Annotated in this window: 21 protein-coding genes; 10 read left to right on the forward strand and 11 right to left on the reverse strand. The window is 74.5% G+C overall.

What is annotated here, in order from left to right; genetic code table 11:
- Positions 1-51: 51 nt before the first annotated feature.
- The 3 genes from dnaE (at position 52) to AB0D94_RS14450 (ending at position 6,242) form a co-directional block, all read left to right on the forward strand.
- Positions 52-3,702 (forward strand): DNA polymerase III subunit alpha, encoded by a 3,651-nt coding sequence (gene dnaE, locus AB0D94_RS14440; RefSeq protein ID WP_362050980.1) that lies wholly within the window; start codon positions 52-54, stop codon positions 3,700-3,702.
- Positions 3,703-4,223: 521 nt separating this feature from the next.
- On the forward strand, positions 4,224-5,210 hold the full coding sequence (locus AB0D94_RS14445; protein WP_362050982.1) for a hypothetical protein: 987 nt from the start codon (positions 4,224-4,226) through the stop codon (positions 5,208-5,210).
- Positions 5,211-5,381: 171 nt separating this feature from the next.
- Positions 5,382-6,242 (forward strand): alpha/beta fold hydrolase, encoded by an 861-nt coding sequence (locus AB0D94_RS14450; RefSeq protein WP_362050984.1) that lies wholly within the window; start codon positions 5,382-5,384, stop codon positions 6,240-6,242.
- Between the two features lie 35 nt (positions 6,243-6,277).
- Here AB0D94_RS14450 and AB0D94_RS14455 read toward each other — a convergent pair whose 3' ends face one another.
- The 3 genes from AB0D94_RS14455 to AB0D94_RS14465 form a co-directional block, all read right to left on the reverse strand.
- On the reverse strand, positions 6,278-7,339 hold the full coding sequence (locus AB0D94_RS14455; protein ID WP_362050986.1) for a lytic polysaccharide monooxygenase: 1,062 nt from the start codon (positions 7,337-7,339) through the stop codon (positions 6,278-6,280).
- Between the two features lie 226 nt (positions 7,340-7,565).
- Entirely contained in the window at positions 7,566-8,051 is a 486-nt protein-coding gene (locus tag AB0D94_RS14460) for a DUF402 domain-containing protein (protein ID WP_362050988.1), read from the reverse strand.
- Positions 8,048-8,986 carry a GNAT family N-acetyltransferase gene (locus AB0D94_RS14465; protein WP_362050990.1) on the reverse strand — a complete coding sequence of 313 codons (939 nt, stop codon included), beginning with the start codon at positions 8,984-8,986 and terminating at the stop codon, positions 8,048-8,050. The genes AB0D94_RS14460 and AB0D94_RS14465 overlap by 4 nt, the downstream gene beginning before the upstream one ends.
- Positions 8,987-9,057: 71 nt before the next feature.
- Between AB0D94_RS14465 and AB0D94_RS14470 the strand changes: the two genes are divergently transcribed.
- Entirely contained in the window at positions 9,058-9,447 is a 390-nt protein-coding gene (locus AB0D94_RS14470; RefSeq protein WP_362050992.1) for a GntR family transcriptional regulator, read from the forward strand.
- A gap of 74 nt (positions 9,448-9,521) precedes the next feature.
- Here AB0D94_RS14470 and AB0D94_RS14475 read toward each other — a convergent pair whose 3' ends face one another.
- Positions 9,522-10,628 carry a DUF5925 domain-containing protein gene (locus AB0D94_RS14475; RefSeq protein ID WP_362050994.1) on the reverse strand — a complete coding sequence of 369 codons (1,107 nt, stop codon included), beginning with the start codon at positions 10,626-10,628 and terminating at the stop codon, positions 9,522-9,524.
- Between the two features lie 197 nt (positions 10,629-10,825).
- Between AB0D94_RS14475 and AB0D94_RS14480 the strand changes: the two genes are divergently transcribed.
- Complete coding sequence (locus AB0D94_RS14480; RefSeq protein ID WP_362051122.1) at positions 10,826-11,629, forward strand: SGNH/GDSL hydrolase family protein; 804 nt, start codon at positions 10,826-10,828, stop codon at positions 11,627-11,629.
- A gap of 30 nt (positions 11,630-11,659) precedes the next feature.
- Here the strand turns inward: AB0D94_RS14480 and AB0D94_RS14485 are convergent, their stop codons facing one another.
- Complete coding sequence (locus AB0D94_RS14485; RefSeq protein WP_362050996.1) at positions 11,660-13,405, reverse strand: serine/threonine-protein kinase; 1,746 nt, start codon at positions 13,403-13,405, stop codon at positions 11,660-11,662.
- Between the two features lie 270 nt (positions 13,406-13,675).
- Between AB0D94_RS14485 and AB0D94_RS14490 the strand changes: the two genes are divergently transcribed.
- Positions 13,676-13,945, forward strand: a complete 270-nt coding sequence (locus tag AB0D94_RS14490; protein WP_362050998.1) for a hypothetical protein — start codon at positions 13,676-13,678, stop codon at positions 13,943-13,945.
- 38 nt (positions 13,946-13,983) lie between these two features.
- Here AB0D94_RS14490 and AB0D94_RS14495 read toward each other — a convergent pair whose 3' ends face one another.
- The 3 genes from AB0D94_RS14495 to AB0D94_RS14505 form a co-directional block, all read right to left on the reverse strand.
- Positions 13,984-15,195 (reverse strand): CaiB/BaiF CoA-transferase family protein, encoded by a 1,212-nt coding sequence (locus AB0D94_RS14495; RefSeq protein ID WP_362051000.1) that lies wholly within the window; start codon positions 15,193-15,195, stop codon positions 13,984-13,986.
- A 68-nt stretch (positions 15,196-15,263) separates the two neighbouring features.
- Positions 15,264-16,052 (reverse strand): ABC transporter permease, encoded by a 789-nt coding sequence (locus AB0D94_RS14500; protein WP_362051002.1) that lies wholly within the window; start codon positions 16,050-16,052, stop codon positions 15,264-15,266.
- Positions 16,049-17,098: an ATP-binding cassette domain-containing protein gene (locus tag AB0D94_RS14505; protein ID WP_362051004.1), complete on the reverse strand. Its 1,050-nt coding sequence runs from the start codon at positions 17,096-17,098 to the stop codon at positions 16,049-16,051. Before AB0D94_RS14505 ends, AB0D94_RS14500 begins: the two co-directional genes overlap by 4 nt.
- Before the next feature lie 72 nt (positions 17,099-17,170).
- On the opposite strand from AB0D94_RS14505, the gene AB0D94_RS14510 reads away from it, so the two are divergent.
- A complete protein-coding gene (locus AB0D94_RS14510) occupies positions 17,171-17,899 on the forward strand; it encodes a TetR/AcrR family transcriptional regulator (protein WP_362051007.1) in 729 nt (242 codons plus the stop codon).
- 190 nt (positions 17,900-18,089) lie between these two features.
- On the opposite strand, the gene AB0D94_RS14515 is transcribed toward AB0D94_RS14510, so the two are convergent.
- Positions 18,090-19,211 carry a type ISP restriction/modification enzyme gene (locus AB0D94_RS14515; RefSeq protein WP_362051125.1) on the reverse strand — a complete coding sequence of 374 codons (1,122 nt, stop codon included), beginning with the start codon at positions 19,209-19,211 and terminating at the stop codon, positions 18,090-18,092.
- Between the two features lie 146 nt (positions 19,212-19,357).
- On the opposite strand from AB0D94_RS14515, the gene AB0D94_RS14520 reads away from it, so the two are divergent.
- Positions 19,358-19,519, forward strand: a complete 162-nt coding sequence (locus AB0D94_RS14520) for a hypothetical protein (protein ID WP_362051009.1) — start codon at positions 19,358-19,360, stop codon at positions 19,517-19,519.
- A gap of 120 nt (positions 19,520-19,639) precedes the next feature.
- On the opposite strand, the gene AB0D94_RS14525 is transcribed toward AB0D94_RS14520, so the two are convergent.
- Entirely contained in the window at positions 19,640-20,389 is a 750-nt protein-coding gene (locus AB0D94_RS14525) for a GntR family transcriptional regulator (protein WP_362051011.1), read from the reverse strand.
- 119 nt (positions 20,390-20,508) lie between these two features.
- Complete coding sequence (gene hmgA, locus AB0D94_RS14530; protein ID WP_362051013.1) at positions 20,509-21,852, reverse strand: homogentisate 1,2-dioxygenase; 1,344 nt, start codon at positions 21,850-21,852, stop codon at positions 20,509-20,511.
- A 208-nt stretch (positions 21,853-22,060) separates the two neighbouring features.
- On the opposite strand from hmgA, the gene AB0D94_RS14535 reads away from it, so the two are divergent.
- Together AB0D94_RS14535 and AB0D94_RS14540 are read left to right on the forward strand one after the other, a co-directional pair.
- Positions 22,061-24,130 carry a right-handed parallel beta-helix repeat-containing protein gene (locus AB0D94_RS14535; protein WP_362051015.1) on the forward strand — a complete coding sequence of 690 codons (2,070 nt, stop codon included), beginning with the start codon at positions 22,061-22,063 and terminating at the stop codon, positions 24,128-24,130.
- A 989-nt stretch (positions 24,131-25,119) separates the two neighbouring features.
- A complete protein-coding gene (locus tag AB0D94_RS14540) occupies positions 25,120-25,944 on the forward strand; it encodes a hypothetical protein (RefSeq protein WP_362051127.1) in 825 nt (274 codons plus the stop codon).
- The last annotated feature ends 540 nt before the right edge of the window (positions 25,945-26,484 follow it).

Consider the following 26,484-nt stretch of genomic DNA (forward strand, 5'->3'; position numbering starts at 1 on the left):
TCTATGGTGGATGACGGGGGGAGGTTCATCGAGCGAAGCAGGAGGCCGCGGGTGCCTGGTTTTACGCATCTGCACACCGTTTCGGGGTTCTCCATGCGCTACGGGGGCTCGCACCCGGAACGGCTGGCGGAGCGCGCCGAGGAGCGGGGCATGGACGCCCTCGCCCTGACCGACCGCGACACCCTCGCGGGCGCGGTGCGGTTCGCGAAGGCGTGCGCGAAGGCCGGGATCAGGCCGCTGTTCGGGGTGGACCTGGCCGTGTCGCCCGCGGCGGGCTCGGCAGGTTCGGCGGGTTCGGGTGCCTCCGGCCCTTCCGGTTCCGCGGGCTCCAGGTCCGGCTCCTCCGGCTCCTCCGGCTCCTCCGGCTCTTCTGGTTCTTTCGGCTCTTCTGGTTCTTTCGGCTCCGGCTCCTCCACCAGGTCCTCCGGGGGTTCCGGTTCCGTCGAGGTCTCGTACCGGCGGCGCAGTCCCGTCAAGGGCGGGGCCTTCATCGACGAGTCCGCCCCGCGCGCCGTCTTCCTGGCCCGCGACGGGGCCGTCGGGTGGGCAGAGCTGTGCCGGATGGTCACCGCCGCCCACGCCGGGGCGGGGACCGGTGCCGGGCAGCCCGTGCTGTCCTGGGGCGACCTGCGCGGAGAAGGCGTCTTCGTCCTGCTCGGGCCCGACTCCGAGCCCGGCCGGGCGCTCGCCGCGGGCCGCCCCGACCGGGCCGCCCGGCTGCTCGCGCCCTGGCGGGAGGTCTACGGCGACTCCCTGCGCCTGGAAGCCGTCCACCACGGCCGCACCGGCACCGGCCCCGGCTCGCTCCGGCTGGCCGCCCGTACCGTCGGCTTCGCCGCCGAACAGGGCGTCCCGGCCGTGCTGACCAACGCCGTCCGCTACGCCGACCCCGGCCAGGGCCCGGTCGCCGACATCCTCGACGCGGCCCGCCGGCTGGTCCCCATCGACCCCCGGAGCCCCCTCGACAGCGGCGAACGCTGGCTCAAGGACCCGGGCGCCATGGCCGAGGCCGCCGACCGGATCGCCCAGGCGGCCGGCCTGCGCCCCGCCGACGCCCGCCGGCTCCTCGCGGAGACCCGGCGTACGGCCGAGGCCTGCGCGGTGGACCCCGAGGACGACCTCGGCATGGGCTCCGTGCACTTCCCCGAGGCCCGGCTCGTCGGCGCCGCCCACCGCAGCGCCCAGCGGGTCCTCACCTCCCGCGCCTCGGCGGGCATGGTGCTGCGCGGTTACGCGGACGACCGCGCGTACTGGGAGCGGATGCACCACGAGCTCGACATCATCGCCTTCCACGGCTACGCCTCGTACTTCCTGACGGTGGCTCAAGTGGTGGACGACGTACGGGAGATGGGGATCCGGGTGGCCGCCCGCGGCTCCGGCGCCGGCTCCCTCGTCAACCATCTGCTCGGGATCGCGCACGCCGACCCCGTCGCCCACGGCCTGCTGATGGAGCGCTTCCTGTCCAAGCGCCGGCGGGTCCTGCCCGACATCGACATCGACGTGGAGTCCGCCCGGCGGCTGGAGGTCTACCGGCGGATCATCGACCGGTTCGGCACCGAGCGCGTCGCCACCGTGTCCATGCCCGAGACCTACCGGGTCCGCCACGCCATCCGCGACGTCGGCGCCGCCCTGTCCATGGACCCGGCCGTCACCGACCGGCTCGCCAAGGCCTTCCCGCACATCCGGGCCCGCGACGCCCGCGCCGCGCTGGAGGAACTCCCCGAACTGCGCGACGTGCGCGGGGAGTCGTACGGGCGGCTGTGGGAGCTCGTCGAATCGCTCGACGCGCTGCCGCGCGGGATCGCCATGCACCCGTGCGGGGTGCTGCTCTCCGACGCCTCGCTGCTCGCCCGTACGCCCGTGGTGCCCACCAGCGGCGAGGGCTTCCCCATGTCCCAGTTCGACAAGGACGACGTGGAGGAGCTCGGGCTGCTCAAGCTCGACGTGCTGGGCGTGCGCATGCAGTCCGCGATGGCGCACGCCGTCGGGGAGATCCGGCGCGGTACGGGGGAGGAGCTCGACCTGGACGACCCGGCGCAGGTCCCGCCGGGGGACAGGGCCACGTACGAGCTGATCCGCTCGGCCGAGACGCTGGGCTGCTTCCAGATCGAATCGCCGGGCCAGCGCGACCTGGTGGGGCGGCTCCAGCCGTCCACCTTCGACGACCTGGTGGTCGACATCTCGCTGTTCCGGCCGGGACCGGTGGCCGCCGACATGGTGCGGCCCTTCATCGAGGCCCGGCACGGGCGGGCGCCGGTGCGCTTCCCGCACCCGGACCTGGCCGACGCGCTGCGCGAGACGTACGGGGTGGTGGTCTTCCACGAGCAGATCATCGAGATCGTGAACGTCATGACCGGCTGCGGGCGGGACGAGGCCGACCGGGTGCGGCGCGGACTGTCCGACCCGCAGTCGCAGGGGCGGATCAAGGTCTGGTTCGCGGCGAAGGCGGGCGAACGCGGCTACCCGCTGGAGGTGATCGGCCGGACCTGGGAGATCGTGGAGGCCTTCGGCTCGTACGGGTTCTGCAAGGCGCACGCGGTGGCCTTCGCGGTGCCGACGTACCAGTCGGCGTGGCTGAAGACGCACCACCCGGCGGCCTTCTACGCCGGGCTGCTCACGCACGACCCGGGCATGTACCCGAAGCGCCTGCTGCTGGCGGACGCGCGGCGGCGGGGCGTGCCGGTGCTGCCGCTGGACGTGAACCGGTCGGCGGCCGCCCACCGTATCGAACTGGTGTCCGATGCACCTCGGGTGTGGGGGCTGCGCCTGGGGCTGTCCGACGTCCACGGCATCAGCGAGGCCGAGGCGGGGCGGATCGAGGCCGGACGGCCGTACGCATCCCTGCGCGACTTCTGGGACCGTGCGCATCCGGGGCGCCCGGTCGCCGAACGGCTGGCGCAGGTCGGGGCGTTGGACTCCTTCGGTGCCAACCGCCGTGACCTGCTGCTGCACTTGACGGAACTGCACGGTGCTCAGCGGGCCGCCGGAGTGCGCGGTGCCGCCCAACTCCCGCTGGACGGAGGCCGGTCCACGGCCGCCGTCGGGCTGCCCGACCTGACCGACACGGAACGGCTCAGCGCCGAACTGGGCGTCCTCGGGATGGACACCTCACGGCACCTGATGGAGGACCACCACGCCTTCCTGGCCGAGCTGGGGGTGATTCCGGCGCGGCGGCTGCGGGAGGCCGAGCACGGGCGGACGGTGCTGGTCGCGGGGGCCAAGGCGGCCACCCAGACCCCGCCGATCCGCTCCGGGAAGCGGGTCATCTTCACCACGCTGGACGACGGGACGGGCCTGGTCGACCTGGCCTTTTTCGACGACAGCCACGAGGCCTGCGCGCACACCGTCTTCCACTCCTTCCTGCTGCTGGTACGGGGTGTGGTGCAGCGGCGGGGCCCGCAGAGCCTGAGCGTGGTCGGGGCGGCGGCCTGGAACCTGGCGGAGCTGCTGGAACTGCGGGCGTCGGGCGGCCTGGACGCGGTCGCGGCCCGCCTGGCCTCCGGCGGCGGGGCGGCGGCTGACGGCGCGGGCGGGGGTGCGGGTGCGGACGAGGGCGAGGGCGCGGGCGGGAAGGGGCCCGGACGCCGGATCCGCCTCTCCACGGGCTACGAGCTGAACCCCTGGGCCGACCTCCAGCCCCCGGGCGAGGGCCCCGCGACCGGGCGCAAGCTGTGGCACTCCAGCCCGGGGAGCGCGGGATGACCACCGCCCGGAAAGCCACCTTCGCCGCCTCCGCCGCCTCCGCTGCCGCGGGCACGGCCCCGCGCCCTGGCGGTCCCGCTGCCGCGGGCACGGCCCCGCGCCCTGGCGGTCCCGCTGCCGGGGGCCAGGCCCCCGGGACGGATCCGGCCGCGTGCCCGGCGCCCGGCGCGGTCCCCGCCACGGCGGGACCGGCCTCGGGACCGGTTTCCGCAGGGCCGGCTTCTGCGGGACTGGCATGTGCGGGGCCGACTTCCGCAGGACCGGCTGCCGCTGAGCCGGCGTCTGCGGGGTCGGCTTCCGCAGGACCGGCTGCCGCTGGGCCGGCGTTCGCGGAGCCGGCGTCTGCTGGGCCGGTGTCCGCGGGGCCGGCGTTCGCGGAGCCGGCGTCTGCTGGGCCGGCTGCCGCTGGGCCGGCGTTCGCGGAGCCGGCGTCTGCTGGGCCGGTGTCCGCGGGGCCTGCTGCTGCGGAGTTGGGCTCTGCCCGGCCTGGTTTCGGCGGGGGCGGGCGGGTTGTGGCCTGTTTGCGGCTGCATGTCGCGGACGGGGGGCCGCTCGGGGCGGAGCAGTACGCCGGGGTGCTCGCGCTGCTCGGCGGGCTCACGCCGGGCGTGCAGGCCCTGCCGCCCGAGGCCGCCCTCGCCGATGTCCGCGGCGCGCTGCGGTACTTCGGGTGCGATGCCGTCCAGCTGGCCTCGGTGCTCCGGGTCCGGGCCCTCGCCCTGTACGGCGTCGACTGCACCGTCGGAGTCGCGGGCAACCCCATGCTGGCCCGGGCGGCCGCCCGCGAGGCCCGGCCCGGCGGGACCCTGGTGGTCCCCGACGAGCCCGCCGCCGTACGGGAGTTCCTGTCCGGCAAGCCCGTCGGCGCCCTCGACGGTGTCGGGCCCAAGGCCGCCCGCACCCTGTGCTCGTACGGCCTCGATTCCGTCGGCAAGGTCGCCGCCGCCCCGCCCGCAGCCCTGCGCCGGATCCTCGGCGCCCGGCTCGGCCGCGAGGTGCACGAGCGTGCCCTGGGCGTCGACCGGACCCCCGTCCAGCCGGGCGCGGCCGCCCGGTCCATCGCCGCCGAACGGCCCTTCGACCGGGACGAGCTGGATCCCGTACAGCACCGGCGTGCCCTGCTCTCGCTGACGGAGGAGCTCGGCGCGCGGCTCCGTACCCAAGGACAAGGCGAAGGGGAGGGGCAGGTGTGCCGCGCCCTCTCGCTCACCGTCCGCTGCGCCGACCGCACCACGCTCACCCGGACCCGCACCCTGCCCGAACCCACCGCGCACACCGCCGCCTTGACCGCCACGGCCTACGCCCTGTACGCGGGGCTCGGCCTCCAGCGGGCCCGGGTCCGCGCGCTGTCCCTGCGGGCCGAGGACCTGACCGCGGCCGAACGGGCCGCGCGGCAGCTCAGCTTCGACCCGGAGGACGAGAAGGCCCGCCGCCTGGAGGCCGTCACGGACCGCGTCCGCGCCCGCTTCGGCCCCCAGGCCATCGCCCGCGGCACCCTCGCCGCGTAGGTCGCCGTAGCAGCCGTTCCACCGACACGCGAGTTTTTTACCGACGCGTAACTTCCCAGATTTGCTACTCGCCCGTAATTTAGCGGTCAGCAGCACCCCTTGTGATCCGGATCACGGGATGAAACCCCCACGCTCCATCCCCTTGAGTCGCAACCGCAAGGAGATCACACGATGCTGTCCTGGAGACGCCTGCTCCGCCAGCTGGCCGTCCTCGTCCTCGCCGCCGCCGCGCTCGTCGCCCCCACCGGCACCGCGCAGGCCGCGTCCGCACCCAGCAGTGGCTGGAACAACTGGTCCTGCAAACCGTCCGCCGCGCACCCGCGCCCCGTCGTCCTCGTGCACGGCACCTTCGGGAACTCCGTGGACAACTGGCTCGGCCTCGCCCCGTACCTCGTCCACCGCGGGTACTGCGTCTACTCGCTCGACTACGGTCAACTGCCCGGCGTGCCCTTCTTCCACGGGCTCGGCCCCATCGACAAGTCCGCCGGCCAGCTCGACGTCTTCGTGGACAAGGTGCTCGCCGCCACCGGCTCCGCCAAGACCGACATCATCGGGCACTCGCAGGGCGGCATGATGCCCCGCTACTACCTGAAGTTCCTCGGCGGCGCCCCCAAGGTCAACGCCCTCATCGGGCTCGCCCCCGACAACCACGGCACCGACCTGCTCGGATTCACCAAGCTGCTCCCGTACTTCCCCGGAGCCGAGGACCTGATCAGCACCGCGACCCCGGGCCTCGCCGACCAGATCGCCGGATCCCCCTTCCAGAACAAGCTGAACGCGGGCGGGGACACCGTGCCCGGCGTGAAGTACACGGTGATCGCGACCAAGTACGACCAGGTGGTCACGCCCTACCAGAGTCAGTTCCTGAGCGGACCGGACGTACGCAACGTCGTGCTCCAGGACCTGTGCGTCCTGGACTTCTCCGAGCACGTCACCATCGGGCTCACCGACCGGATCGCCTGGCACGAGGCGCTCAACGCCCTCGACCCGGCACACGCCGAACGGACCACCTGCGCATCGGTCTTCGACTGACGCACAGGCGGTCCGCAGCAGGTACCACCCGTCTGCTAGAGGCCGTGGCGGCCCGTCGTCGCACGGCGGCGGGCGATGGCGAACAGCACGGCCGCGCCGGCGGCCAGGGCGCCGGCCCCGGCGATCGCGATCGCCGGGGTGGCGCTGCTGCCGCCCGTCTGCGCGAGGTTGTCCGACGAGGCCGACGGCCCGTCCGATACCGGGACCGGCTCGCCGGAGGCGCCGTTCGTCTTCGGGTCGTTGTCGCCGTGGCCGTTGTGCTCCACGCTGGACTTGTCCGCGCCGTCGGCGATCTGCTGGTCCGTCGGGACCTTGGCCGGCGGGGCGCTGGGCTTCCCGGACGGCTTCCCGGAGGGCTTGGAATCCGGCTTCGAGCCGGACGTGGCCGTGGGGTCGGCGGTCGGCTCGGTACCCGTCCCGCCGACGTTCCCGCCTCCGCCTCCGCTGCCGTTGTCCTTGCCGAAGACCACGTCCGAGCAGGTGTAGAAGGCCTCCGGGCTGTCCGAACGCTGCCAGATGCTGTAGATCAGGTGGCGGCCGGACTTGTTCGGGACCGTGCCGGAGAAGACGTAGTCACCGCCCTGCATGCCCGGGTCGGTGGCCTTCGCGAACGGGGCGGGCTCCAGGTCGGACCACTTCAGCGGCTTCGACGGGTCGTAGCCGTCCTTCGTCACGTACAGCTCGAAGGAACCCTTGTGGGGCGCAGTCCCCTTGTAGCGGAAGGTGTGCGCGCCCGCCGTCATCGGGCTGGCCGGCCAGTCGCCGCGGGCCAGGTCGAGGCCCCGGTACTTGTCGTTGCCCGCCGAGCAGAGCTGGCCGTTGGGGATGAGCGCCCGGTGGTTGCCGGCCGCGTTGGCGATGTTCACCGCGTTCCAGTCGTAGAACGCCTGCGCCCCGCTCTCCTTGACCGCCGCCTTGCAGGCCGCCGACTGCGGGGACTCCGGGCCCTCCGCGTAGCACGCCGCCACCCTGCTGACCGGGTCCGTCATCGAACCGTGGGCGGCCGCGGGCCCGGCGGCGTACGCGGCCACCGCGAGCGGCGCGAGGCCGGCGGCGGCGATACGGGTCAGCGTCACGGTACGGCGGCGTGCGGACATGGTGGATCTCCTTAGGGCACAAGGCAGGGGCGCGCCAGCGGAACCGGAATCGGGCTCTGCGGCGCCGCCCCCCGGCGGCGCCACACAGGGCCCTTCCTGTCCTGGCCCCGCCAAGCTAGCCCCCCGGACCACGGGTTTCCCCGCGATCGGTCCCCAGGAGGTGATCCTTAGGATCCGCTTAAGGAAGCGCTAAGCGGGGCCTACAGAAACCGCCGTCAGCCACGCCTCAGGCGAGGAGTGCGGGGAGGCCCGCAGGGGTCCGGGCCTGCTCCTCCAGGGCGTCGAGGGCCCGTACGGCCTGGCCGGCGGCCTCCGGGTCGCTGGTGGCGAGCCCGCTCGCGGCGAACTCGTCCTCGTCCAGCCGCAGTACGGAGCTCCCGTCCGCCGACACCCACAGGTCGAGGTCCAGGTCCTCCACCAGGAGTTCCCCGGCCCGCAGCAGGGCCGGGCGGGTCACGTCGCAGTACCAGCCCTTCAGGACGCCGTCGCCGGTCCACACCTCCTTGACCGCGTACCAGCGCGTCCGCCAGAAGTGCTCGACGAACACGTCGCCCGGCTCGAAGCGGACGAAGCCGAAGTCCCGTACGCCCTCGGCCGCCCAGGGGGCGCGTACGGAGATCCGGTCGCCGTCGTCGGCCAGCTGCGCCGCCGGGTAGCGGATCTTGGTGCGTCCCGCCTTGGTCAGGACGACGGTCAGCCGGGGGTCGTTCACACTGTCTCCAGTCTCTTCACGTAGCGCGTCTCGGTCGCGCAGATCTCGTATCCGAACCAGTTGTTGACGGCCAGCATCGGCTCGTTCCCGGCGTCGTTGCCGGTGAAGGCCTCCGTGTACCCGGCCGCGCGGGCCCGGTGCAGGGAGACGGTCTTGGCGAGCTTGGCCAGGCCGCGGCCGCGGAAGGCGCGCAGGGTGCCCGTCATCGCCGAGCCGTAGCGGTTCACGCCGTCCGTGTGGGCGGCGGTGAAGGCGGCCACCGCGCCGTCGACGAGGACCACGGTGGTCAGCTCCTTGTCGAAGGACGGGTGGTTCCAGGTGTGCGCGAGCCAGTCCTCGTAGTCGTCGAACCCGGCCTGCACGTCGCCCGGTTCGTCGGCGGTCGCCTCCGCGTCGGCCGCGAACAACGGCCGCGGATCGGCGGCGAAGTCGGCGCCCGTCCGCAGCTCGACCCCGGCCGGGAGGTCCGGGACCGGCGGCAGCGGGGCGGCCGCCAGGTCCAGGCGCAGGAAGTGCGCGGACCGGCTGGGACGGTAGCCGCGCCGCTCGGCGAAGGCCCGGTGGGCGGGCTCGTCGAGGACCCAGGCGTACGCGTCCACCGCGCCCCGCGCGGCGAGGTGCTCCTCGGCCGCGCGCAGCAGCGCGGTGCCCGCGCCGAGGCCGCGGTGCGCGGGGTCCACGTACGGATTGACGTACGACTGGCCGGGCTCGGGGCTGTCGTGGGCGATGCCGGCCTGGGCGGTGGCGATGACGAGCCCGCCGGCGGTCTCGGCGACCAGGATCCGGTGTGCCTTGGCCGGGTGGGCGGAGGCCAGCGCGTAGGCCACGCCCTCGGCGGTGGTGATCATGAACGGGAGGGCGGCGCGGCACACCCGTACGACGGCCTCCGCGTCCGACGGGTCGTCGGGGCGCAGGTCGCGGATGAGAACGGTCATGGGGCCGACGCTACGGGCGGGGCCGTCGCGGGCGCCTCCGAATTACCCGGCCATGGGGGACAATCGGCCACGTGACCTCGACGAACCTGAAGATCACCCTCGACGGCTCGGCCGGCTCGGCCGCCCCGTACGAACAGCTGCGCGCGCAGATCGCGGACCGGGCCCGGTCGGGGAAGCTGCCGGCGGGCTTCAAGCTGCCCACGGTACGAGGGCTGGCGGAGGAGCTGGGGCTGGCGGCCAATACCGTCGCGAAGGCGTACCGGGCGCTGGAGGGGGACGGGGTGATCGAGACGCGGGGCCGTCACGGGACGTTCGTCGCGGCCGTCGGAGGGGGCCCGGCGCGCGAGGCGGCTGCTGCTGCGCAGGCGTACGCGGAGCGGGCCCGGCGGCTGGGCCTGACGGAGGCCGAAGCCCTGGCCGCCGCCACGGAGGCCCTCCGGGCCCGGTACGCCGCCAAGTAGCCCCTGCGGCACCGCTGCCGGGAGCTCCGCCGCCGGACCCCCGCGCCTGAAACGCCGGCGGGGCCGGACCAGGCCTAGAGGTACAGGCCAGCCTCCGACGTGTGCGGCTGGGGCGGCAGGATCGCCGCCGGGCCGGTGCCGCGGCGCAGGGCGAAGAGCTCCGCCAGGCTGGCGCCCTCGCGGGAGACGCCCTCGTCCGTGCCCAGCCAGTCCACGGCCTCCCCGTGGGTCAGCCGGCCGACCTCGATACGGGCCAGGCAGCGGCCCGGCCGGACCACCGCCGGGTGCAGGCGCTCCAGGTCCTCGTTGGTCGTCACGCCGACCAGGACGTTGCGGCCCTGCCCCAGCAGGCCGTCGGTCAGGTTCAGCAGCCGGGACAGTGCCTGCCCGGCCGTGTGCCGGGCCTCGCCGCGGATCAGCTCGTCGCAGTCCTCCAGGAGCAGCAGCCGCCAGCGCCCCTTCGCCGTGCCCTCGTCCTCGCCGATCGCGATGTCCATCAGGTAGCCCACGTCGTTGAACAGCCGCTCCGGGTCCAGTACGCAGTCCACCTGGCACCAGTCCCGCCAGGCACGCGCCAGCGTGCGCAGGGCGGAGGTCTTCCCCGTGCCCGGCGGGCCGTGCAGCAGGAGCAGCCGGCCCGCGATGTCGTCGGGGGTCACCTTCATCAGCCGGTCCATCGCCCCGGCCACCGGCGCGGTGTAGTTGGGCCGCACCTCCGCCCAGGTCCCGGCCGCGATCTGGCGGGTCGTCCGGTACGGTCCGCGGCGCGGGGAGACGTACCAGAAGCCCATCGTGACGTTCTCCGGCTGCGGTTCGGGCTCGTCCTGCACCCCCTCGGTGGCCCGGCCGAGGACGTCGGCGGCGAGTTCGTCGCTCACCGCCGTGACGGTCACGTCGGCGCCGCGGCTCCACCGGGAGACGAGCACGGTCCAGCCCTCGCCCTCGGCCAGGGTGGCGCTGCGGTCGGAGTCGCGCGCGGAGCGCAACACGCTGGCTCCGGGCGGCAGGAGGGTCGAGCCCGCCTTGACCCGCTCGATGGTCACGCTGTGCGAGTACGGCTGCTCGCCGGACGCGAACCGGCCGAGGAACAGCGCGTCGACGACGTCCGACGGTGAGTCGCTGTCGTCGACGTTGAGCCGGATCGGCAGCGCGTCATGCGGGTTGGCTGGCATGGCGCCCATGATCCGGCACGCGATGCCCCGATGCACCCGTGTTTCGCCGGTTCGAGTGCCCGGGTTCCCTCTTCAAACGTACTGGTGGTGAAGATTCGGACGGCAATCCTGTCCCGAATATTCTTGGCATGGACACTTCCAGCCAAGCCCGGCTCCTTGTACCACGGACTCAGGAGTAACCCCCACAAGGAGCCGCACACATGAGCATGAGACTGTCGCGCTTCGCCGCCCTGACCTCCTCCCTGTTACTCGCCGCGGGAGCCACCCTCCTCGGCGCCGGTCAGGCGGCCGCCGCCCAGGCCGACTTCGGCTACGTCGCCCTCGGCGACTCGTACTCCTCCGGCGTCGGCGCCGGCAACTACGACAGCGGGAGCGGCAACTGCAAACGCACCAGCCGCGCCTACCCGGCCCTGTGGGCCGCCGCACACTCTCCGCAGACCTTCTCCTTCACCGCCTGCTCGGGCGCCCGTACGGGTGATGTCCTCTCCGGCCAGCTCGGCCCGCTGAACTCCGGCACCGACCTGGTCAGCATCACCATCGGCGGCAACGACGCCGGATTCGCCGACGTCATGACGACCTGTGTGCTCCAGTCCGAGTCCACCTGCGTCAACCGCGTCAACCAGGCCAAGGCGTACGTCGACTCCACCCTGCCCGGCCAGCTCGACCAGGTCTACAACGCCATCGACAGCCGCTCCCCGAACGCCCACGTCGTCGTCATCGGCTATCCCCGCTTCTACAAGCTGAACGGCAGCTGCACCGCCGGCCTGACCGAGGGCGAACGCGCCGCCATCAACGGCGCGGCCGACCATCTGAACGCCGCCATCGCCAAACGCGCCGCCGACCACGGCTTCACCTTCGCCTCGGTCGCCGGCGCCTTCACGGGTCACGAGATCTGCTCCGGCGCCCCGTGGCTGCACAGCGTCAACTGGCTCAACATCGGTGAGTCCTACCACCCCACCGCCGCCGGACAGTCCGGAGGCTACCTGCCGGTCTTCACCAACGCCGCCTGAGCGGCCGGACGGTCGCGGGGGCGCCCGCGCTCACACCCGGGAGGCGTCCCCGGCCGGACCCGCCGCCGGCGGGTCCGGTGACCCTTCGGGGGACGCGTCCGGCGACGAGTCCGGCGAGGCGCTCGCGGAGGCGCTGGCCGAAGCACTCGCGGACGTGCTCGCGCCGGGGGAGGAGGCCCCGCCCGTCGGGGTCTCCTCCTCGCAGGTCACGGAGATCCCGACCCACTGGGTGGCCACCTCCGCGGGCCCCCGCACCTCCAGCCGGACCGCGTCCTCGAAGACCGCGTCCGCACGGTGTGTCAGCTCGGTGTGCTCCAGCCGCCGGCTCCGCGGCCCGCCCGTCTCGTAGGTGACGGACTGCCAGCCCGGTCCGGAGGTCTCCCCGCTCCGCGTGGCCCAGCGGTACTCCAGCACGGCCGGAACCCGCTCCACCTCCACGGTGGCGGTGAAGGCGGGCGCCCGCTCCGGGAGCGGCGGGCAGATGCCGGTGTACGAGGTCCGCACGGCGTCGACGTACGCGACGACCTGCTGCCCCGGACCGGCCGACGGCGACACCGACGCCGACGCCGACGCGGAGGGGCTCGGCCCCGTGGAACCGCCCGGCTGGGACGTCGTCGCCGCCCCCGTCGGGCCGCCGCCGCGACCGTCGTCCCCCTCCCCGCGGTCCTTCAGCAGCAGCCAGGCCAGCGCGGCCAGCGCCAGCAGCAGGACGGCGATCCCGGCCGCCAGCACCAGACCGGCCCGCCCCCGGGGCGGCACCGGCCCGGGGCCGGGCAGCGGCGGCGTGGGCTCCCCGTACGGCGACCCCTGTGCGCCCCGCGCCCCGGCCGCGCCCGGTGCCCCGCCGCCGCGCGGCTCGTGCCCGTGGTGCGCAGCGGCCGTCGGCGCGTCCGGACCGGACTCCGCCCCGCCGGGAGCCCGTACGGTCCCGCCCGCGCCCACCACCCGCAGCATCCGGGCCGCCTCCGCCGCGGGCAGCCGCTCGGCCGGGTCCTTGCGCAGCAGCCCCTCCAGTACGGGTTCCAGCGGCCCGGCCCGCCGCGGGCGCGGCAACTCCGCCTCCACCACCGCCCGCAGCGTCGCCAGCGGGGTGTCCCGGCGGAAGGGCGTGCCCCCCTCGACGGCCGCGTACAGCATCACCCCGAGCGCCCACAGGTCCGACCCGGTCCCCGGTTCGTGCCCCAACGCCCTTTCCGGAGCCAGGAATTCGGGCGATCCGACCATCTCGCCCGTCATGGTGATCGCCGAGGACCCCTCCAGGCTCGCGATCCCGAAGTCGCTCAGCACCACGCGCCCGTCGTTGGCGATCAGCACGTTGCCGGGTTTGACGTCCCGGTGCAGCACCCCCGCGTCGTGCGCCGAGCGCAGTGCGGCCAGCACCTGCTCCCCGAGGTGCGCGGCCCGCTGCGGGGTGAGCGTCCCCTCGGCCTCCAGGACGTCCGCCAGCGAGAGCCCCCGCACCAGCTCCATGACGATCCAGGGCCGGCCGTCCTCGGAGGCCACGTCGTAGACCGTGACGACCCCGCGGTGCGAGACCCGGGCCGCGGCCCAGGCCTCGCGTTCCAGCCGCCGGTACATCCGCTGCAGTTCCGCGGCCTCCAGCCCGGCGGGCGCCCGTACCTCCTTGACGGCCACCTCGCGGGCCAGCACCTCGTCCCGGGCCCGCCACACGATGCCCATGCCGCCGCGTCCGATCTGCTCCAGCAGCCGGTAGCGGCCCGAAATGACTCGATCGGCGCTCGAATCCCCGCCCGCGCCACCCACGTTCCCACTCACGCGAGCCCCCCATGTGCGTCCATGTGTTATCGGGCGATCACTTCAAGTTAGCGCAGTGCGTGCGAAGCGGCCCCTGTTGTGACAGGACTCGGCGCAGGGGCCTCCGAACCCGGCCCTTCTGTGCGGAGAGTGACGGCCGACTCCACTGAGTAGTCGTCAACCCCCGTCGCCCTAGGGGTAATTCACACCACCGGGATACCCGAGCGCGACGCGGGGGCGATAGGGTTAACCTGCCCGGGCCGGGTGCCCTCGTACGGGTGGGGAGAGAACATGGAACAGATAACGATGCGCAGCAGGCCGCCACGCGTGCCTGCCATCACGTGCGGCAGCAGCGCGACCAGCTCGCGCCTCGACCGCCATCTCGCTGTGCTGGGCGGTCCCGCCCTGCCGCACCGCGAGAGCGCCGAGGCGACCCTGCTGATGCGCGAGCTCACCTCTCGCGACCACACGCACCGTCTGCGGAGCCGGAGCGCACGCGTTTCGCTCTTCGCGCCGCTGCGCCGTCTGCGTCGCACGCTCTTCGGCAGCCGCCGCTCGTAACTGTCCCCGTACCACGACCGTTCGCCCTCCGGCACCCTCTACGCGACGACACCGTCCCGGCGCAGGTCCGAGATCTGCGCGCCCGTCATCCCCAGGGCGCGCAGCAGGGCCTCGGTGTGTTCGCCGAGCGCGGGCACCGCGCCCATGCGCGGTGCCGCGCCACCCGGCAGCCCGATCGGCGGCAGCAGGGCCCGCAGCGGTCCCGCCGGCGATCCCACCTCCCGCCAGCGGTCCCGGGCGGCCAGCTGCGGATGCCCGGCCAGCCGGCTCACCGAGTTCAGCCGGGCGCAGGCGATGCCCGCCGCCTCCAGCCGCCCGATGGCGTCGTCCGTGGTCAGCCCGGCCAGCGCTTCGGCCACCACCGCGTCGGTCTTCTCCCGGTTGGCGGTGCGTGCCGCGTTCGTCCCGTACGCCGGGTCCCCGGCCAGCTCCGGCCGCCCCAGCACCTGCTCCGCCAGCCGCCGCCACTCGCGGTCGTTCTGCACGGACAGCAGCACCCGGTCCCCGTCGGCCGTCGCGTAGGCGTCGTAGGGCGCGATCACGGCGTGCGCCAGACCGGTGCGCGCGGGCTCCTCGCCGCCGTGCATCGTGTGGTGCAGCGGGTGTCCCATCCACTCGGCGAGCGCGTCCAGCATGGACACCTCCACCCTGCCCCCGCGTCCGGTGGCGCCGCGCCGCAGCAGGGCCGCGAGGACCCCCGAGAAGGCGTACATGGCCGCCGCGATGTCCGCCGCCGGGATGCCCGCCTTGACGGGCGCGTCCGGGGTCCCGGTGACCGAGACCAGCCCCGCCTCGCACTGCACGAGCATGTCGTACGCGCGCTTGTGGGCGTACGGGCCCTCGGGGCCGTAGCCGGAGACGTCCACGGCGACCAGCCGCGGGTAACGCCCGCACAGTGCCGCCGAGTCGAGGCCGAGGCGGGCGGCGGCCCCGTGCGCGAGGTTCTGGACGAAGACGTCGGCGTCCGCCAGCAGGCCGTGCAGGACCTCCAGGCCGCGCGGATCCTTCAGGTCGAGCGCGATCGACTCCTTGCCGCGGTTGGCCCACACGAAGTGCGAGGCGAGACCCTGCGCGGTGGTGTCGTAGGCGCGCGCGAAGTCGCCTCCGTCCGGCCGCTCGACCTTGATCACCCGGGCGCCGAGGTCGGCGAGCTGGCGGGTGGCGAAGGGGGCCGAGACGGCCTGTTCGACGGAGACGACGGTGATGCCGGCGAGGGGGAGGGGTTCGGGCTGGTGCGCGTCGCGGTTCATGACAGCTGTGCCTACCTGCTCGGACCCCGGTCTGTCACCCCCGTACGCCCGTGGTGGCTGCCGCCCGGTCAGCCCTGGCCGCGCGCGAACCTGCGGGTGGCCAGCGGTACGAAGAGCGCGAGGAGCAGCACCGACCACAGCAGCGCCCCGGCGACCGGGTGCGCGGCGGGCCAGGAGGCGCCCGCCGCCGCTTCGGCCCCCGCGTTCCCGCACAGCTCGCGCACGGCGGTGGCGACGGCGCTGATCGGGTTCCACTCGGCGACCGTACGCAGCCACCCGGGCAGCCCGACGGTCGGCAGGTAGGCGCTGGAGAGCATCGGCAGGATGAAGGTGGCGCTGCCCAGCTGGCCCGCGGCCTCCTCGCTCTTGCTCAGCAGGCCGAGGTACGTGCCCGCCCAGGCGGTGGCGAAGCGGAACAGCAGCAGCACGCCGAGCGCCCCCAATGCCCCGGGCAGCCCGTTCTCGATCCGCCAGCCCATGGCCAGCCCCACCAGCATCAGGGGCACCATCGACACCGCCGTGGTCAGCAGGTCGGCGGCCGTCTGCCCCAGCGGGACCGCGGTCCGGCTCATCGGCAGCGTCCGGAACCGGTCCATGACCCCGCGATGGGCGTCCTGCGCGGCGGTGAACATGCCGGTCATCAGGCCGTTCGCGGCGGTGGCGGCGAGCAGCCCCGGAACCAGGAACTCGCGGTACTGGGAGCCCGGCATGGCGAGCGCGCTGCCGAACACGTAGCCGAAGAACAGCAGCATCGTGATCGGCATGGTCTGGGTCAGGATCAGCAGGGCCGGGGCGTGCCGGGCCTTCTGGAGCTGGCGGGTGAGGACGGCTCCGCCGTCGGACAGCAGGGCGCTCATGCGGCGTACTCCTTGTCGCCGGGACCGGCGTGGTAGGGACGGGTGTTGCCGGGTCCGGCGTCACCGGGAGGGGTGCCGCCGGACCCGGCGCCGTCGTCGGGTCCGGCCTCGCGGACCTGGGTGAGGCGGAGGAACACCTCGTCGAGGGTGGGCGGGCGCAGGCTCGCGTCGGTGACCGGGACCCCGTGGGAGTCGAGCTCGCGGATGATCCGGGGCAGGGTGAGCCCTGGGTCGAGCACGGTCACGCCGACCGTGAGCTTCTCCTCGTCGAGGACGGGCCGGCCGCCGGTGAGCTGGTCGAGGACCACGGCCGCGCCCGCGAGGGCTTCGCGCCCGGCGACGGCGACCTCGGCGCGGGCGCCGATCCGGGACTTCAGCTCGGCGGGGGTGCCGGTCGCGGCGGCCCGGCCGCCGTCGACGACCACGATGTCGTCGGCGAGCCGGTCGGCCTCCTCCAGGTACTGGGTGGTGAGCAGTACGGAGGTGCCGTCGTCGGCGAGGGCCCGCACCGCCGTCCAGATCTGCTCGCGGGCGGCCGGGTCCAGCCCGGTGGTGGGCTCGTCGAGGAACAGCACCCGGGGGCGGGTGGTCAGCCCGGCGGCCAGGTCCAGGCGCCGGCGCATACCGCCCGACCAGGTGGAGGCCACCCGGTCGGCGGCCTCCGAGAGCCCGAAGCGCTCCAGCAGCTCGTCGGCGCGGGCCCGGCACGCGGGGCCGCGCACCCCGGCGAGGCGGGCGAAGAGCCGCAGGTTCTCACGGCCGGTCAGGTCCCCGTCCACGGAGGCGTACTGGCCGGTGACGCCGATGGCGCGGCGGACTGCGGCGGGGTTCCGGGTGACGTCGTGACCGGCGACGAGCGCGCGGCCGCCGGTGGGTGCGGTGAGGGTGGCGAAGATCCGGACGGCGGTGGTCTTGCCCGCGCCGTTGGGGCCGAGGAGTCCGCAGACCGTGCCCTCGGGGACGGCCAGGTCGAGCCCGCGCAGGGCGTGGACCTCGCCGTAGTTCTTCTCCAGACCCTCACTAAGTACAGCGTACGTAGTAGTCATGGGCGGCACCCTACATGACTACGTACGCTGTACGTAACTAGGATGGAGGCGAGACGGACGAGGTGATGAGCGATGACACCCAGCGGGCGCCCCGCTGAACCCGAAGTGATCTGGGCCCGCCCGCAGCGGGCCGGACGCGGACCCCGGCCCGCGCACAGCCGCGAGTCGATCGCCGCCGAGGCGGTCCGGATCGCCGACGCGGAAGGGATCGAGGCCGTCTCCATGCGGCGCGTCGCGGCCGGGATCGGCGCCGGGACCATGTCCCTCTACAACTACGTGCCGCGCAAGGAGGACCTGTACGAGCTGATGGTCGACGCTGTCAGCGGGGAGTACGAGCTCAGCCCGCCCGCCGGTGACTGGCGCGCCGACCTGCTCGCCCTCGCCCGCCAGACCCTGGCGCTGATGCGCCGCCACCCGTGGCTGCCCCGGCTGCTGAGCCCCGTCTACGGGTTCGGCCCCAACGCCCTGCGGTACCTGGAGCACAGCCTGGACTGCCTGGTGCCGCTGGACGCGCCCGACGCCGAGAAACTGGAGCTCGTCGCCGCGGTCAACGGCATGGTCGCGACCTACGTGTCGGGCGAGCTGGCCCTGGCCGAGAGGGCCCGGGCGCTGCCCTGGTCCGCGGCCGAGGAGCAGCGCGTACGGGCGGCCTGGATCGGCTCGCGGCTGGCCACCGGGCAGTACCCGCTGCTGACGGCGGCCCTGGCGGGCGCCGCCGCCCCGATCACCGAGGCGGGGCCGGAGCTGGCCGACGCCTTCGACCGCTCGATGTCCCGGCTGCTGGGGGCGTGGGGCGGGTAGGGCGTCGTGCGCCCGGTGGGCCCGGCGGGCCCGGCGGGCCCGGCGGGCCCGGCGGGCGTGGCGTGCCCCGCGTGGCCGGGCCGCTCGGTGTGCCGGGCGGGCCTGGCCGGCCCGGCGGGCTGGGCGTGTCCCGCGTGCCGGGCCGGCCCGGTGTGCCCGGCGGCCCCGCGTGCCCGGCCGGCCCGTCGGCTCAGAGGAGGGCGAACTGCCCGCCCGGGCCCTCCTCCTGGTGGTCCAGCACCGAAGCCGGGCGCCGGGCCCAGCGGGGCGGCGGCAGCACCCCGGCCGCGCGCAGCTCCGTCACCGGCAGGCCCGGGCCCGGCTCGAACGCGGCCCGCTCCGGGGCCAGGTCGGCCAGCAGTGCCAGGGTCGTGACCAGGGCCAGCAGCTCCGAGGTCCAGCCCTGCGGCCACCGGGCCGGGCCCAGCGCCTCCAGCCCGTCGGCCTCGGGACGGCGGTGCGCGGTACGGGCGGCGAACCAGGCCTCCAGCACCCGCACGCCCTGCGCCTCGTACTCCCAGGCGGCGGGCGGCACGGGGGAGACGGTCCCGGTGCCGAGGCTCAGCGTCTCGGTCGCGGCGTCGTACGACAGCCCGTGCGGCCAGGCCGGCACCGCCGAGCGGACGTACGGGCGGCGCCCGCCCGGCAGCCGCGGCGGCTCACCCCCGCGGGCCCCGCGCAACTGCACGGTCAGCAGGCGGTGCCCCAGCTCCAGCCCGGCCCGCCAGCGCCCCGGATCGGCGGCGAGCGGGACCTCGTACCCCCGCGGCCCCGGCCGGCCCGCCGCGAGGATCCAGCACAGGACGTCCTCGGGGGTGACCCAGCCGCCGTAGCGCCCGCCCAGCAGGGACAGCAGGCCGGGGGCGAGGTTCGGTTCGGCGCCGCCGGGGCGCCGGTGCAGCGGGCGGACCCTGCCGAGCCGCCCGGCCGGGAGGTACGCGGTGACCAGCGGCTCCGGGGTCTCGACCAGGAACAGCTGGTGCTCGTCCAGGACCCGCCAGAGCTCCGGGCGGGCCGTGTCGATGAGCCGCTGGTCGGGGAGCAGCCACTGCTCGTCGAAGGGCTCGCGGAGCACCCGTACGGGATCGGGGCAGGGGCCGGGCGCGTCGGCGAACCGGGCCGTACCCGAGCGCTGGCCCGGCAGCGCCGCCGCCCCGGCGGTGGGCGTGCGGCTCCGGCTCGGGCGGAACAGCCGCTCCCGCACGGCCCCTTCGGCGCCGGTCAGGGCCGCCCAGCGGGTGCGCAGGGCAGCCGGATCGGGCGCGGCCACCCAGTCGCGGCCCAGGCGGAGGCCGCCCACGGCCCAGGGCATCAGATCGTCCAGCAGCGGTTCCGGCAACGGCGTGTCAGCGCTCACCCGGCCGATGGTAGCGACGGGGCCCGGTGGCCGGGCTGCGCACAGGCCGAAGGGCTACGCTCCTTATGTACGCATACGTACCATCGACCGAGGAGACGGTCATGAGTCAGTACGACGAATACTCGACTCCGTCGCAGGCCGAGGGCGAGCGGCTCGACGAGGACATGGACGAGGTCCAGAAGAAGCAGCAGCACCCCCAGACGACGCGGACCACCCCCTCCCAGGCGGAGGGCGAGCGCGGCGCGGAGGAGGACGGGAAGTAACCGGACCGAGGGGTCGGCGCGGGGCGCCGGGCCGGAGCAGCCGGCGTCCGTCAGTGTCCGGTCACCCGGTCAGTGCCCGGTCAGCGCCGGTCGGTGTCCGTCGGCGTCCCTCGGTGTCCGTCAGTGGGCGTCGACCGTCACCGTGAAGGAGAACCGGTCACCGCGGTAGCGGATCCGTGCCACGTCCACCACCCGGCCGTCCTCGTCGTAGGTCACGCCCGTGTAGTGCAGGATCGGGCTGAGCAGGGGGACCTGGAGCAGCTCGGCCGTCTCCGGGTCGGCGAGCCGGGCCTCCACCGTGTCCGTGATCCGGCTGATCCGCACCCCCACGATGTCCCGCAGCACCTTGGTCATCGGCCAGCGTTCGAGATCGGCCAGGTCGACCGACTCGGCGATCTCCGGAAGCACGGCGTTCTCGGCCCAGTTGGTCGGCTCGCCGCTCTCCGGGTCATGGCGGAGCCGGCGGTACGTGACCACCTCGGACGTGTCCGGGAAGTGCTCCAGCAGCTCCCCGGCCACCGCCGTCCGGGCGTGGCCGAGAATCGTCGTACGGTCCCCCGACTGCTGGGCCACGATCGCGTCGACCGAGCCCAGCAGCCGGACCGGGGCGCCCCGCCGCGCCCCCGGCTCGATGAAGGTGCCGCGCCGCCGGTGCCGGCTGATCAGGCCCTCGCCCTCCAGCTCCTTGAGCGCCTGCCGCATGGTCAGCACGCTGACCCCGTAGTGCTCGGCGAGCTGCTCCTCGGTGGGCAGGCGCAGCGAGGCGTCCGGGGTGCGCCCGAGTATCGAGGCGCGCAGCGACTGTGACACCTGGTACCAGAGCGGCAGCTTCCGGTTCAGCACCAGGGAGTCGGGGGCGAAGGCGGTCACGGCGGGTTCTCCGAACGGCTGGACGGGGGTGACGTGCGGCGCTGCGTGTGGCGCCGCCCGTGGCGCGTGGCACGTGGCGTGCGCCGTGCGGCGTGCCACGCAGCCTATGCAGGCGCCGGTCAGGGGCGGAAGTGGCGCTCCAGACCCTGCCAGACGTCGTCGTAGCCGCGCTGGAGGTGGTCCGCGGCGGCCGCCTGTGCGGTGGCGGTGATCGGCCACCGGGTCTCGAACATGAAGGCCAGGCCGTCGTCGATCTTCTGCGGCTTCAGCTCGGCGGCGCTCGCGCGGTCGAAGGTCTCCCGGTCCGGGCCGTGCGCGGACATCATGTTGTGCAGGGAGCCGCCGCCGGGGACGAATCCCTCGGCCTTGGCGTCGTAGGCGCCCTCGATCAGGCCCATGTACTCGCTCATCACGTTGCGGTGGAAGTACGGCGGGCGGAAGGTGTCCTCGCCGACCAGCCAGCGCGGGGCGAAGACCACGAAGTCCACGCCCGCCAGGCCCGCCGTGTCGGAGGGCGAGGTCAGCACGGTGAAGATCGACGGGTCGGGGTGGTCGTAGCTGATGGTGCCCAGCACGTTGAAACGCCGCAGGTCGTAGACGTACGGCACGTGGCTGCCGTGCCAGGCGACGACGTCGAGCGGGGAGTGCGCGTAGGTCGCGGACCAGAGGTTGCCGCAGAACTTGTTGACCACCTCGGTCGGCTGCCCGCCGGCGCCCGGGTCCTCGTACGCGGCCACCGGGGCCTGGAAGTCCCGTGCGGCGGCGAGGCCGTTGGCGCCGATCGGGCCCAGGTCGGGCAGCTCGAAGGGCTGCCCGTAGTTCTCGCAGACGTACCCGCGGGCATCGGAGTCGAGGAGCTCGACGCGGAAGCGGACCCCGCGCGGGATCAGGGCCACCTCGCCCGGCCGGGCGGCGAGCAGGCCGAGTTCGGTGCGCAGGAGCAGTCCGCCGCGCTCGGGGACGATCAGCAGCTCGCCGTCGGAGTCGCTGAACACCCGGTCGGTCATGGGGGAGTTGGCGGCGTAGAGGTGGATGGCCATACCGGTGCGCTGGGCCGCGTCGCCGTTGCCGCCGAGGGTCCAGAGGCCGGCCAGGAAGTCGGTGCCGGGGGCCGGGTCGGGCAGCGGGTTCCAGCGCAGCCGGTTGGGGTCGGCGGGGACCTCGGTGAAGGGCGCGGTGCGCAAGCCGCCGTTGTCGATCCGGGTGAAGGGCGGGTGCGCGGCGGAGGGGTGGATCCGGTAGAGCCAGGAGCGGCGGTTGCGGCTCCGGGGCTCGGTGAAGGCGCTGCCGCTGAGCTGTTCGGCGTAGAGGCCGAGGGGGGCGCGCTGGGGCGAGTTCCGGCCGAGGGGCAGTGCGCCGGGGACGGCCTCCGAGCTGTGTTCGTTGCCGAATCCGGTGAGGTACTCCAGCGCCTCCGCCGTCTTCCTGGCCTGCTCGATGCCGCCGGCCTGCTGCTCACTCATCGCTGCTCCCGCTCCGTCGAAGGAATCCTATGGCTGACAGTAGGATTCCGCGGCCCGCGCGTCAACGGCCGCTCCCGGCCGCCTGGCCGGTTTCCCGGGCGGCGGGCGCCGGGAGCCTGGGGCGGACGGGGTCCGGCGCGGGGCCCCGTGTCGCGGATCCGTGCAGAGGGGGCTCCCAAAAGATGAACATTGCTCTACTCTCTCGCGCATGTCGTGGACCCGCAGGTTCCCTGCCGTGCCGGCGGCGCTCCTCGCCGCCCTGCTCGCCCTCCTGTCACTCTTCGCCGCCGCGCCCGCCGCCCGCGCGCACGAGGAGCGCCCCGTCGCCTTCCCGGACGGCTCCGGCTCCGTACCCGAGTACCGCACCGGGGAGCCCGACCTGGTGGTCTGCAAGACCGACCGGGCTGCCTTCGAACGCCGGATATCCGGCTTCCCGGAGGACCTCAGACAGCGCAACCTCGCCCTCTACGAGCGGTGCGAGAAGAGCGGCTACCGCCACCTCCAGGAGGCCGTCGACGCCGTCGACCGCCCCGGGATGAACATCGCGATCCTCCCCGGCCTGTACGAGGAGGAGCCCTCACTGCCGGCCCCGACGGGGGAGTGCGCCGCGCTGAAGGCCCCCAACTCCTCGCTGGGCTACCAGATCCTCAGCTACGAGCAACAGGTCCAGTGCCGCCACAACCAGAACCTCGTCGCCATCCTCGGCAAGACGAACCTGCAGATCGAGGGCACCGGAGCCACCCGCCAGGACGTCGTGGTCGACGCCAAGTACCAGAAGCTGAACGGCATCCGCGCCGACCGGTCGAACGGCATCTACTTCCGCAACTTCACCGCGCAGCGCACCACCTTCAACTCCCTGTACGTGCTGGCGGGCGACGGCTTCGTCATCGACGACGTGCTGACCCGGTGGAACGACGAGTACGGCTTCCTGACCTTCGCCAGCGACCACGGCCTCTACAAGAACTGCGAGTCGTACGGGAACGGCGACTCCGGCATCTACCCCGGCAGCGCCTCCGACATCAACAACGGCCGCGGCTACGACGTCCCGCGCTACTCCATCGAGATCACGGGCTGCCGCAGCCACCACAACATGGTCGGCTACTCCGGCACCGCGGGCGACTCGGTGTGGGTGCACGACAACGAGTTCGACCAGAACATGGGCGGCGCCTCGATGGACAGCGCCTTCCCCGGACATCCCGGACTCCCGCAGAACCACGCCAAGTTCGAGCGGAACCTGATCCACGACAACAACCAGGACTACTACGGCTACGTAGCCGACGGCACCTGCGCCAAGCCGCCCATCGAGCGGGGCTACGAGCGGGGAGTCGTCTGCCCGCAGATCTCCATGCCGCCGGGCACCGGCATCATCACCGCGGGCGGCAACTGGAACCTGTACGAGAACAACTGGGTTTACGGGCACCGGCGCGCCGGCTTCTTCCTCAGCGCGGTCCCCGCCTTCATCCGTGGCGAGGAGAAGTGGTCGAAGCAGACGGACACCTCGCACCACAACCGGTACGCCGGGAACGTCATGGGCAAGGACAGGTCCGGCGCGGCCCGGCCGAACGGCATGGACGTTTGGTGGGACGGCCAGGGCGGCGGCAACTGCTGGCAGGACGGACCCGACGGCTCCACCCCGGGCACGCTGCCGCAGTGCGGTGAGCGCCGGGGCGCGGTCTCAGGGGCGTCGGCCCGCCTGGTCGGCGAACCGGTGAAGCTGGTCCAGCTCCTCGTCTGCGCCGACTACAGCGTGCAGGCCCGCAAACTGCCGGCCGGCTGCGACTGGTACGGAGCCCGGGGCATCGAGCGGGTCGAGACCCAGATCGCGCTCGCCGTCGCGGCGGTCCTGCTGCTGGTCGGCGGAGTGCTGTGGGCGCGCCGCCTGCGCGGCTCCCGGCTGGGCACGGCGGCATCGGTCCTGGGCCTGGCAGGTCTGGCCCTGGACGTGGCCGGCTCCACCATGCCGCTGACCGCGACGTTCGTCCCCGCGCTGGCCCTCCTCCTGCTGGGCCTGTGGTGGTCGGGCGTGGGCCTGGCCCTGCGCCCGACCCGCCCCTGGCTCGCCCGCCTGACCCTGCTGCTGGCCGGCCTCACCCTGCTGGACGCCTTCGACAAGGCGGTCCTGATGATCCCCTGGACCCCCCTGAGCCCCGCCTGGCTACGAGCCCTCGTAGCCCTCGTCTGGCTCCTCTGGGCAGCCATAGCCTCAGCCCGCCCCACCACCCCGGCCCCATCCCCACCCCGACCCACGCCCACCCCCCGACCCGCCCCCACCCCCTGACCCCGACCCGGCCCCCGGCCCACGGGGGTGGGCCTGGCCGGAGCCCCGGCCTGGCCGCGGGCCCGGGGGAGCCCGGGCTGAGCCAGGGCGGTGCGGGGGCCGGCGGAGCCCGAACGGGGCCGGGTCTGGGCGGCACCCGTGCCGGGCCGGGGCCGGGGGGTGACGGAGCCCGGGCCGGGTCGGCGGGGCGGGGGTCGGCGGGCTGGTGGGCTGGGTCGGCGGCGGGGCGGGGGCCGGCGGAGCCCGCACGGGTCCGGAGCGGGATCGCGCCGGACCGAGCCGGGCGGGGGTCGGCGGAGCCCGGCTGGCCGAGGCTCGGCGGATCCCGAGCTGGGCCAGGCCGGGCGTCGGCGGAGCCCCAGGCCTGGCCTGGCCTGGCCTGGCCAGGCCGGGCCGGGCCTGGGCGGAACCCGGGCCGGGTCGGGTCGGGCCGGCCGGGTCGGGCCGCCGGGGCTGGGGGTCGGCGGAGCCCCGGGGCGGGTCGGGGACCGGCGGAACCCAGGCCAGGCCGGGGGCGGTGCGGGGGCCGGTGGAGCCCGAGTGGGGCGGGGCCTGGGCGGTACCCGAGCCGGGCCGGGCCGGTGGTCGGCGGAGCCGGGCCGGCGGACGCCGAGCGCGGCCGAGCGCCGGGTCCCCGGGGGAAGCCCGAGGACACGTGGGCCCGACCAGGTCCCACCAAGCCGGGCCTCGATCAGGCCGGGCCAGGGCGGTCTGGATCGAATCGTCGGCCTGGACCGACCCGACCCGGATGTCGGACCGCCGGGGTCGGGCAAGTCGCAACCCAGACCGCTGGCGGTCCGTCCGCCGGAGGCCCGGTCCAACAGATGAGAGAAGCCGTCCAGACGGCACCGACCACAGGAGGACCCGCCGTGACCGACAGGCCCGAGGACCGCACAGGGTGCGATGCCTGCGCCCCGCCCACCCGCTGGGGCCGCGCGACCCGCGCGACCCGCGCGACCCGGTCGGGCCCGGCCGCCCGCACCGCCGCCCTGCTCACCCTCGTCCTGCTCCTCGCGGGCAGCGCGGCGACGGGCTGCGGCGGGCGGGCCACCACGCACCACAAGCCCGGCACCAGCCACGAGCAGGCCTCCGGCCCTGTGGGAACCCTGCTCACCACCGAGGACGGCTCCGGCCACCGGCTCCGCGAAGTCCCCGCCGACGGCGCGCCACACGTACAGCTCGCCGCCCGCCCGGATTCCGAGGACGGCTGGAACCTCCAACTGACGGTGAACAAGTTCCGCTTCACCCCCGACAGCGCCGGCGGCGCCGCCCTCCCTGGCGCCGGCCACGCCCACCTGGAGCTCGACGGCCGCAAACTGGCCCGGCTGTACGGCCCTTGGTTCCACCTGCCCGCCGCGCAGGTCCCCGAGGGATCGCACACCCTGACCGTCCGCCTCTACGCCGACGACCACACCGCATGGGCGGTCTCCGGCAAGCCGGTCGAGGCCGCGACCCAGCTCACCGCCACCGCCCCTGGCGCGCCCGGCGGTCACAGCCACGGCGGCACCCCGCAGCCCTCACCGGAACCGCAGACGCCCGGCCAGGGTCAGGCCGACCGGACGGTCACCATCGCCGTCCGCGACGGCAAGGTCAGCCCCGCCCCGGCCCGCACAGAACTCAAGCGCGGCGAACGCGTCACCCTGCGCGTCACCAGTGACCGGGCGGACACCCTGCACGTCCACGGATACGACAAGGAACTCGCCCTGCCCGCAGGCCAGGAGGCCACCCTGACCCTGACGGTCGACCGCACCGGCCTCTTCGAGGTCGAGACGCACGAGTCCGGCCTCGTTCTGACCCAACTCCTCGTCCGATGACCCCGCCCCCGCCCGTGCCCGCGCCCACCCGCCCGTCCCCGGCCACGCTCACAGCCCCAACCCCAGGCCAAGCCCCAGCCCCCGGCCCAGTCGAGACCACGGTCACGGCTACGGTCACAGTCACAGTCACAGCCACAGCCACAGCCACAGCCACAGCCACAGCCCCGACCACGGCCTCGGCCCCACTCATGCGCCCGACCCCGGGCATAGCCCCAGCCACAACCGCCGTTCCGACGCCGGAACCGCCACCGGCCTTGACCTTGGTTCCGCCCCCGGTTCCGACCCAGACCCCGGCCCCGACCCCGACCCCGGCCCCGGCCCCGGCCCCGGCTCCGACCCCGGCTCCGATCCCGCCCCCGGAGGCGGCCAGGCTCACGACCCCGGCTCCGACCCCAGCCCCGGTGGCGGCCAGGCTCACGACCCAGACCCAGACCCAGACCCAGACCCCGGCCCCGGCCCCGGCTCCGACCCCGGCTCCGATCCCGCCCCCGGAGGCGGCCAGGCTCACGACCCCGGCTCCGACCCCAGCCCCGGTGGCGG

The sequence above is a fragment of the Streptomyces sp. NPDC048255 genome (genome assembly GCF_040652415.1).
Taxonomy (GTDB): Bacteria; Actinomycetota; Actinomycetes; order Streptomycetales; family Streptomycetaceae; genus Streptomyces.

What these genes read in the sequence shown, in the direction of transcription:
- AB0D94_RS14505 (WP_362051004.1), bottom strand. Translation starts at nt 17,098, where the DNA reads ATGACTACTACGTACGCTGTACTTAGTGAGGGTCTGGAGAAGAACTAC.
- AB0D94_RS14455 (WP_362050986.1), bottom strand. Translation starts at nt 7,339, where the DNA reads ATGTCCGCACGCCGCCGTACCGTGACGCTGACCCGTATCGCCGCCGCC.
- AB0D94_RS14495 (WP_362051000.1), bottom strand. Translation starts at nt 15,195, where the DNA reads ATGAACCGCGACGCGCACCAGCCCGAACCCCTCCCCCTCGCCGGCATC.
- hmgA (WP_362051013.1), bottom strand. Translation starts at nt 21,852, where the DNA reads ATGAGTGAGCAGCAGGCCGGCGGCATCGAGCAGGCCAGGAAGACGGCG.
- AB0D94_RS14480 (WP_362051122.1), top strand. Translation starts at nt 10,826, where the DNA reads ATGAGACTGTCGCGCTTCGCCGCCCTGACCTCCTCCCTGTTACTCGCC.
- AB0D94_RS14535 (WP_362051015.1), top strand. Translation starts at nt 22,061, where the DNA reads ATGTCGTGGACCCGCAGGTTCCCTGCCGTGCCGGCGGCGCTCCTCGCC.
- AB0D94_RS14450 (WP_362050984.1), top strand. Translation starts at nt 5,382, where the DNA reads ATGCTGTCCTGGAGACGCCTGCTCCGCCAGCTGGCCGTCCTCGTCCTC.
- AB0D94_RS14490 (WP_362050998.1), top strand. Translation starts at nt 13,676, where the DNA reads ATGGAACAGATAACGATGCGCAGCAGGCCGCCACGCGTGCCTGCCATC.
- AB0D94_RS14520 (WP_362051009.1), top strand. Translation starts at nt 19,358, where the DNA reads ATGAGTCAGTACGACGAATACTCGACTCCGTCGCAGGCCGAGGGCGAG.
- AB0D94_RS14515 (WP_362051125.1), bottom strand. Translation starts at nt 19,211, where the DNA reads ATGCCCTGGGCCGTGGGCGGCCTCCGCCTGGGCCGCGACTGGGTGGCC.
- AB0D94_RS14510 (WP_362051007.1), top strand. Translation starts at nt 17,171, where the DNA reads ATGACACCCAGCGGGCGCCCCGCTGAACCCGAAGTGATCTGGGCCCGC.
- AB0D94_RS14500 (WP_362051002.1), bottom strand. Translation starts at nt 16,052, where the DNA reads ATGAGCGCCCTGCTGTCCGACGGCGGAGCCGTCCTCACCCGCCAGCTC.
- AB0D94_RS14475 (WP_362050994.1), bottom strand. Translation starts at nt 10,628, where the DNA reads ATGGGCGCCATGCCAGCCAACCCGCATGACGCGCTGCCGATCCGGCTC.
- AB0D94_RS14465 (WP_362050990.1), bottom strand. Translation starts at nt 8,986, where the DNA reads ATGACCGTTCTCATCCGCGACCTGCGCCCCGACGACCCGTCGGACGCG.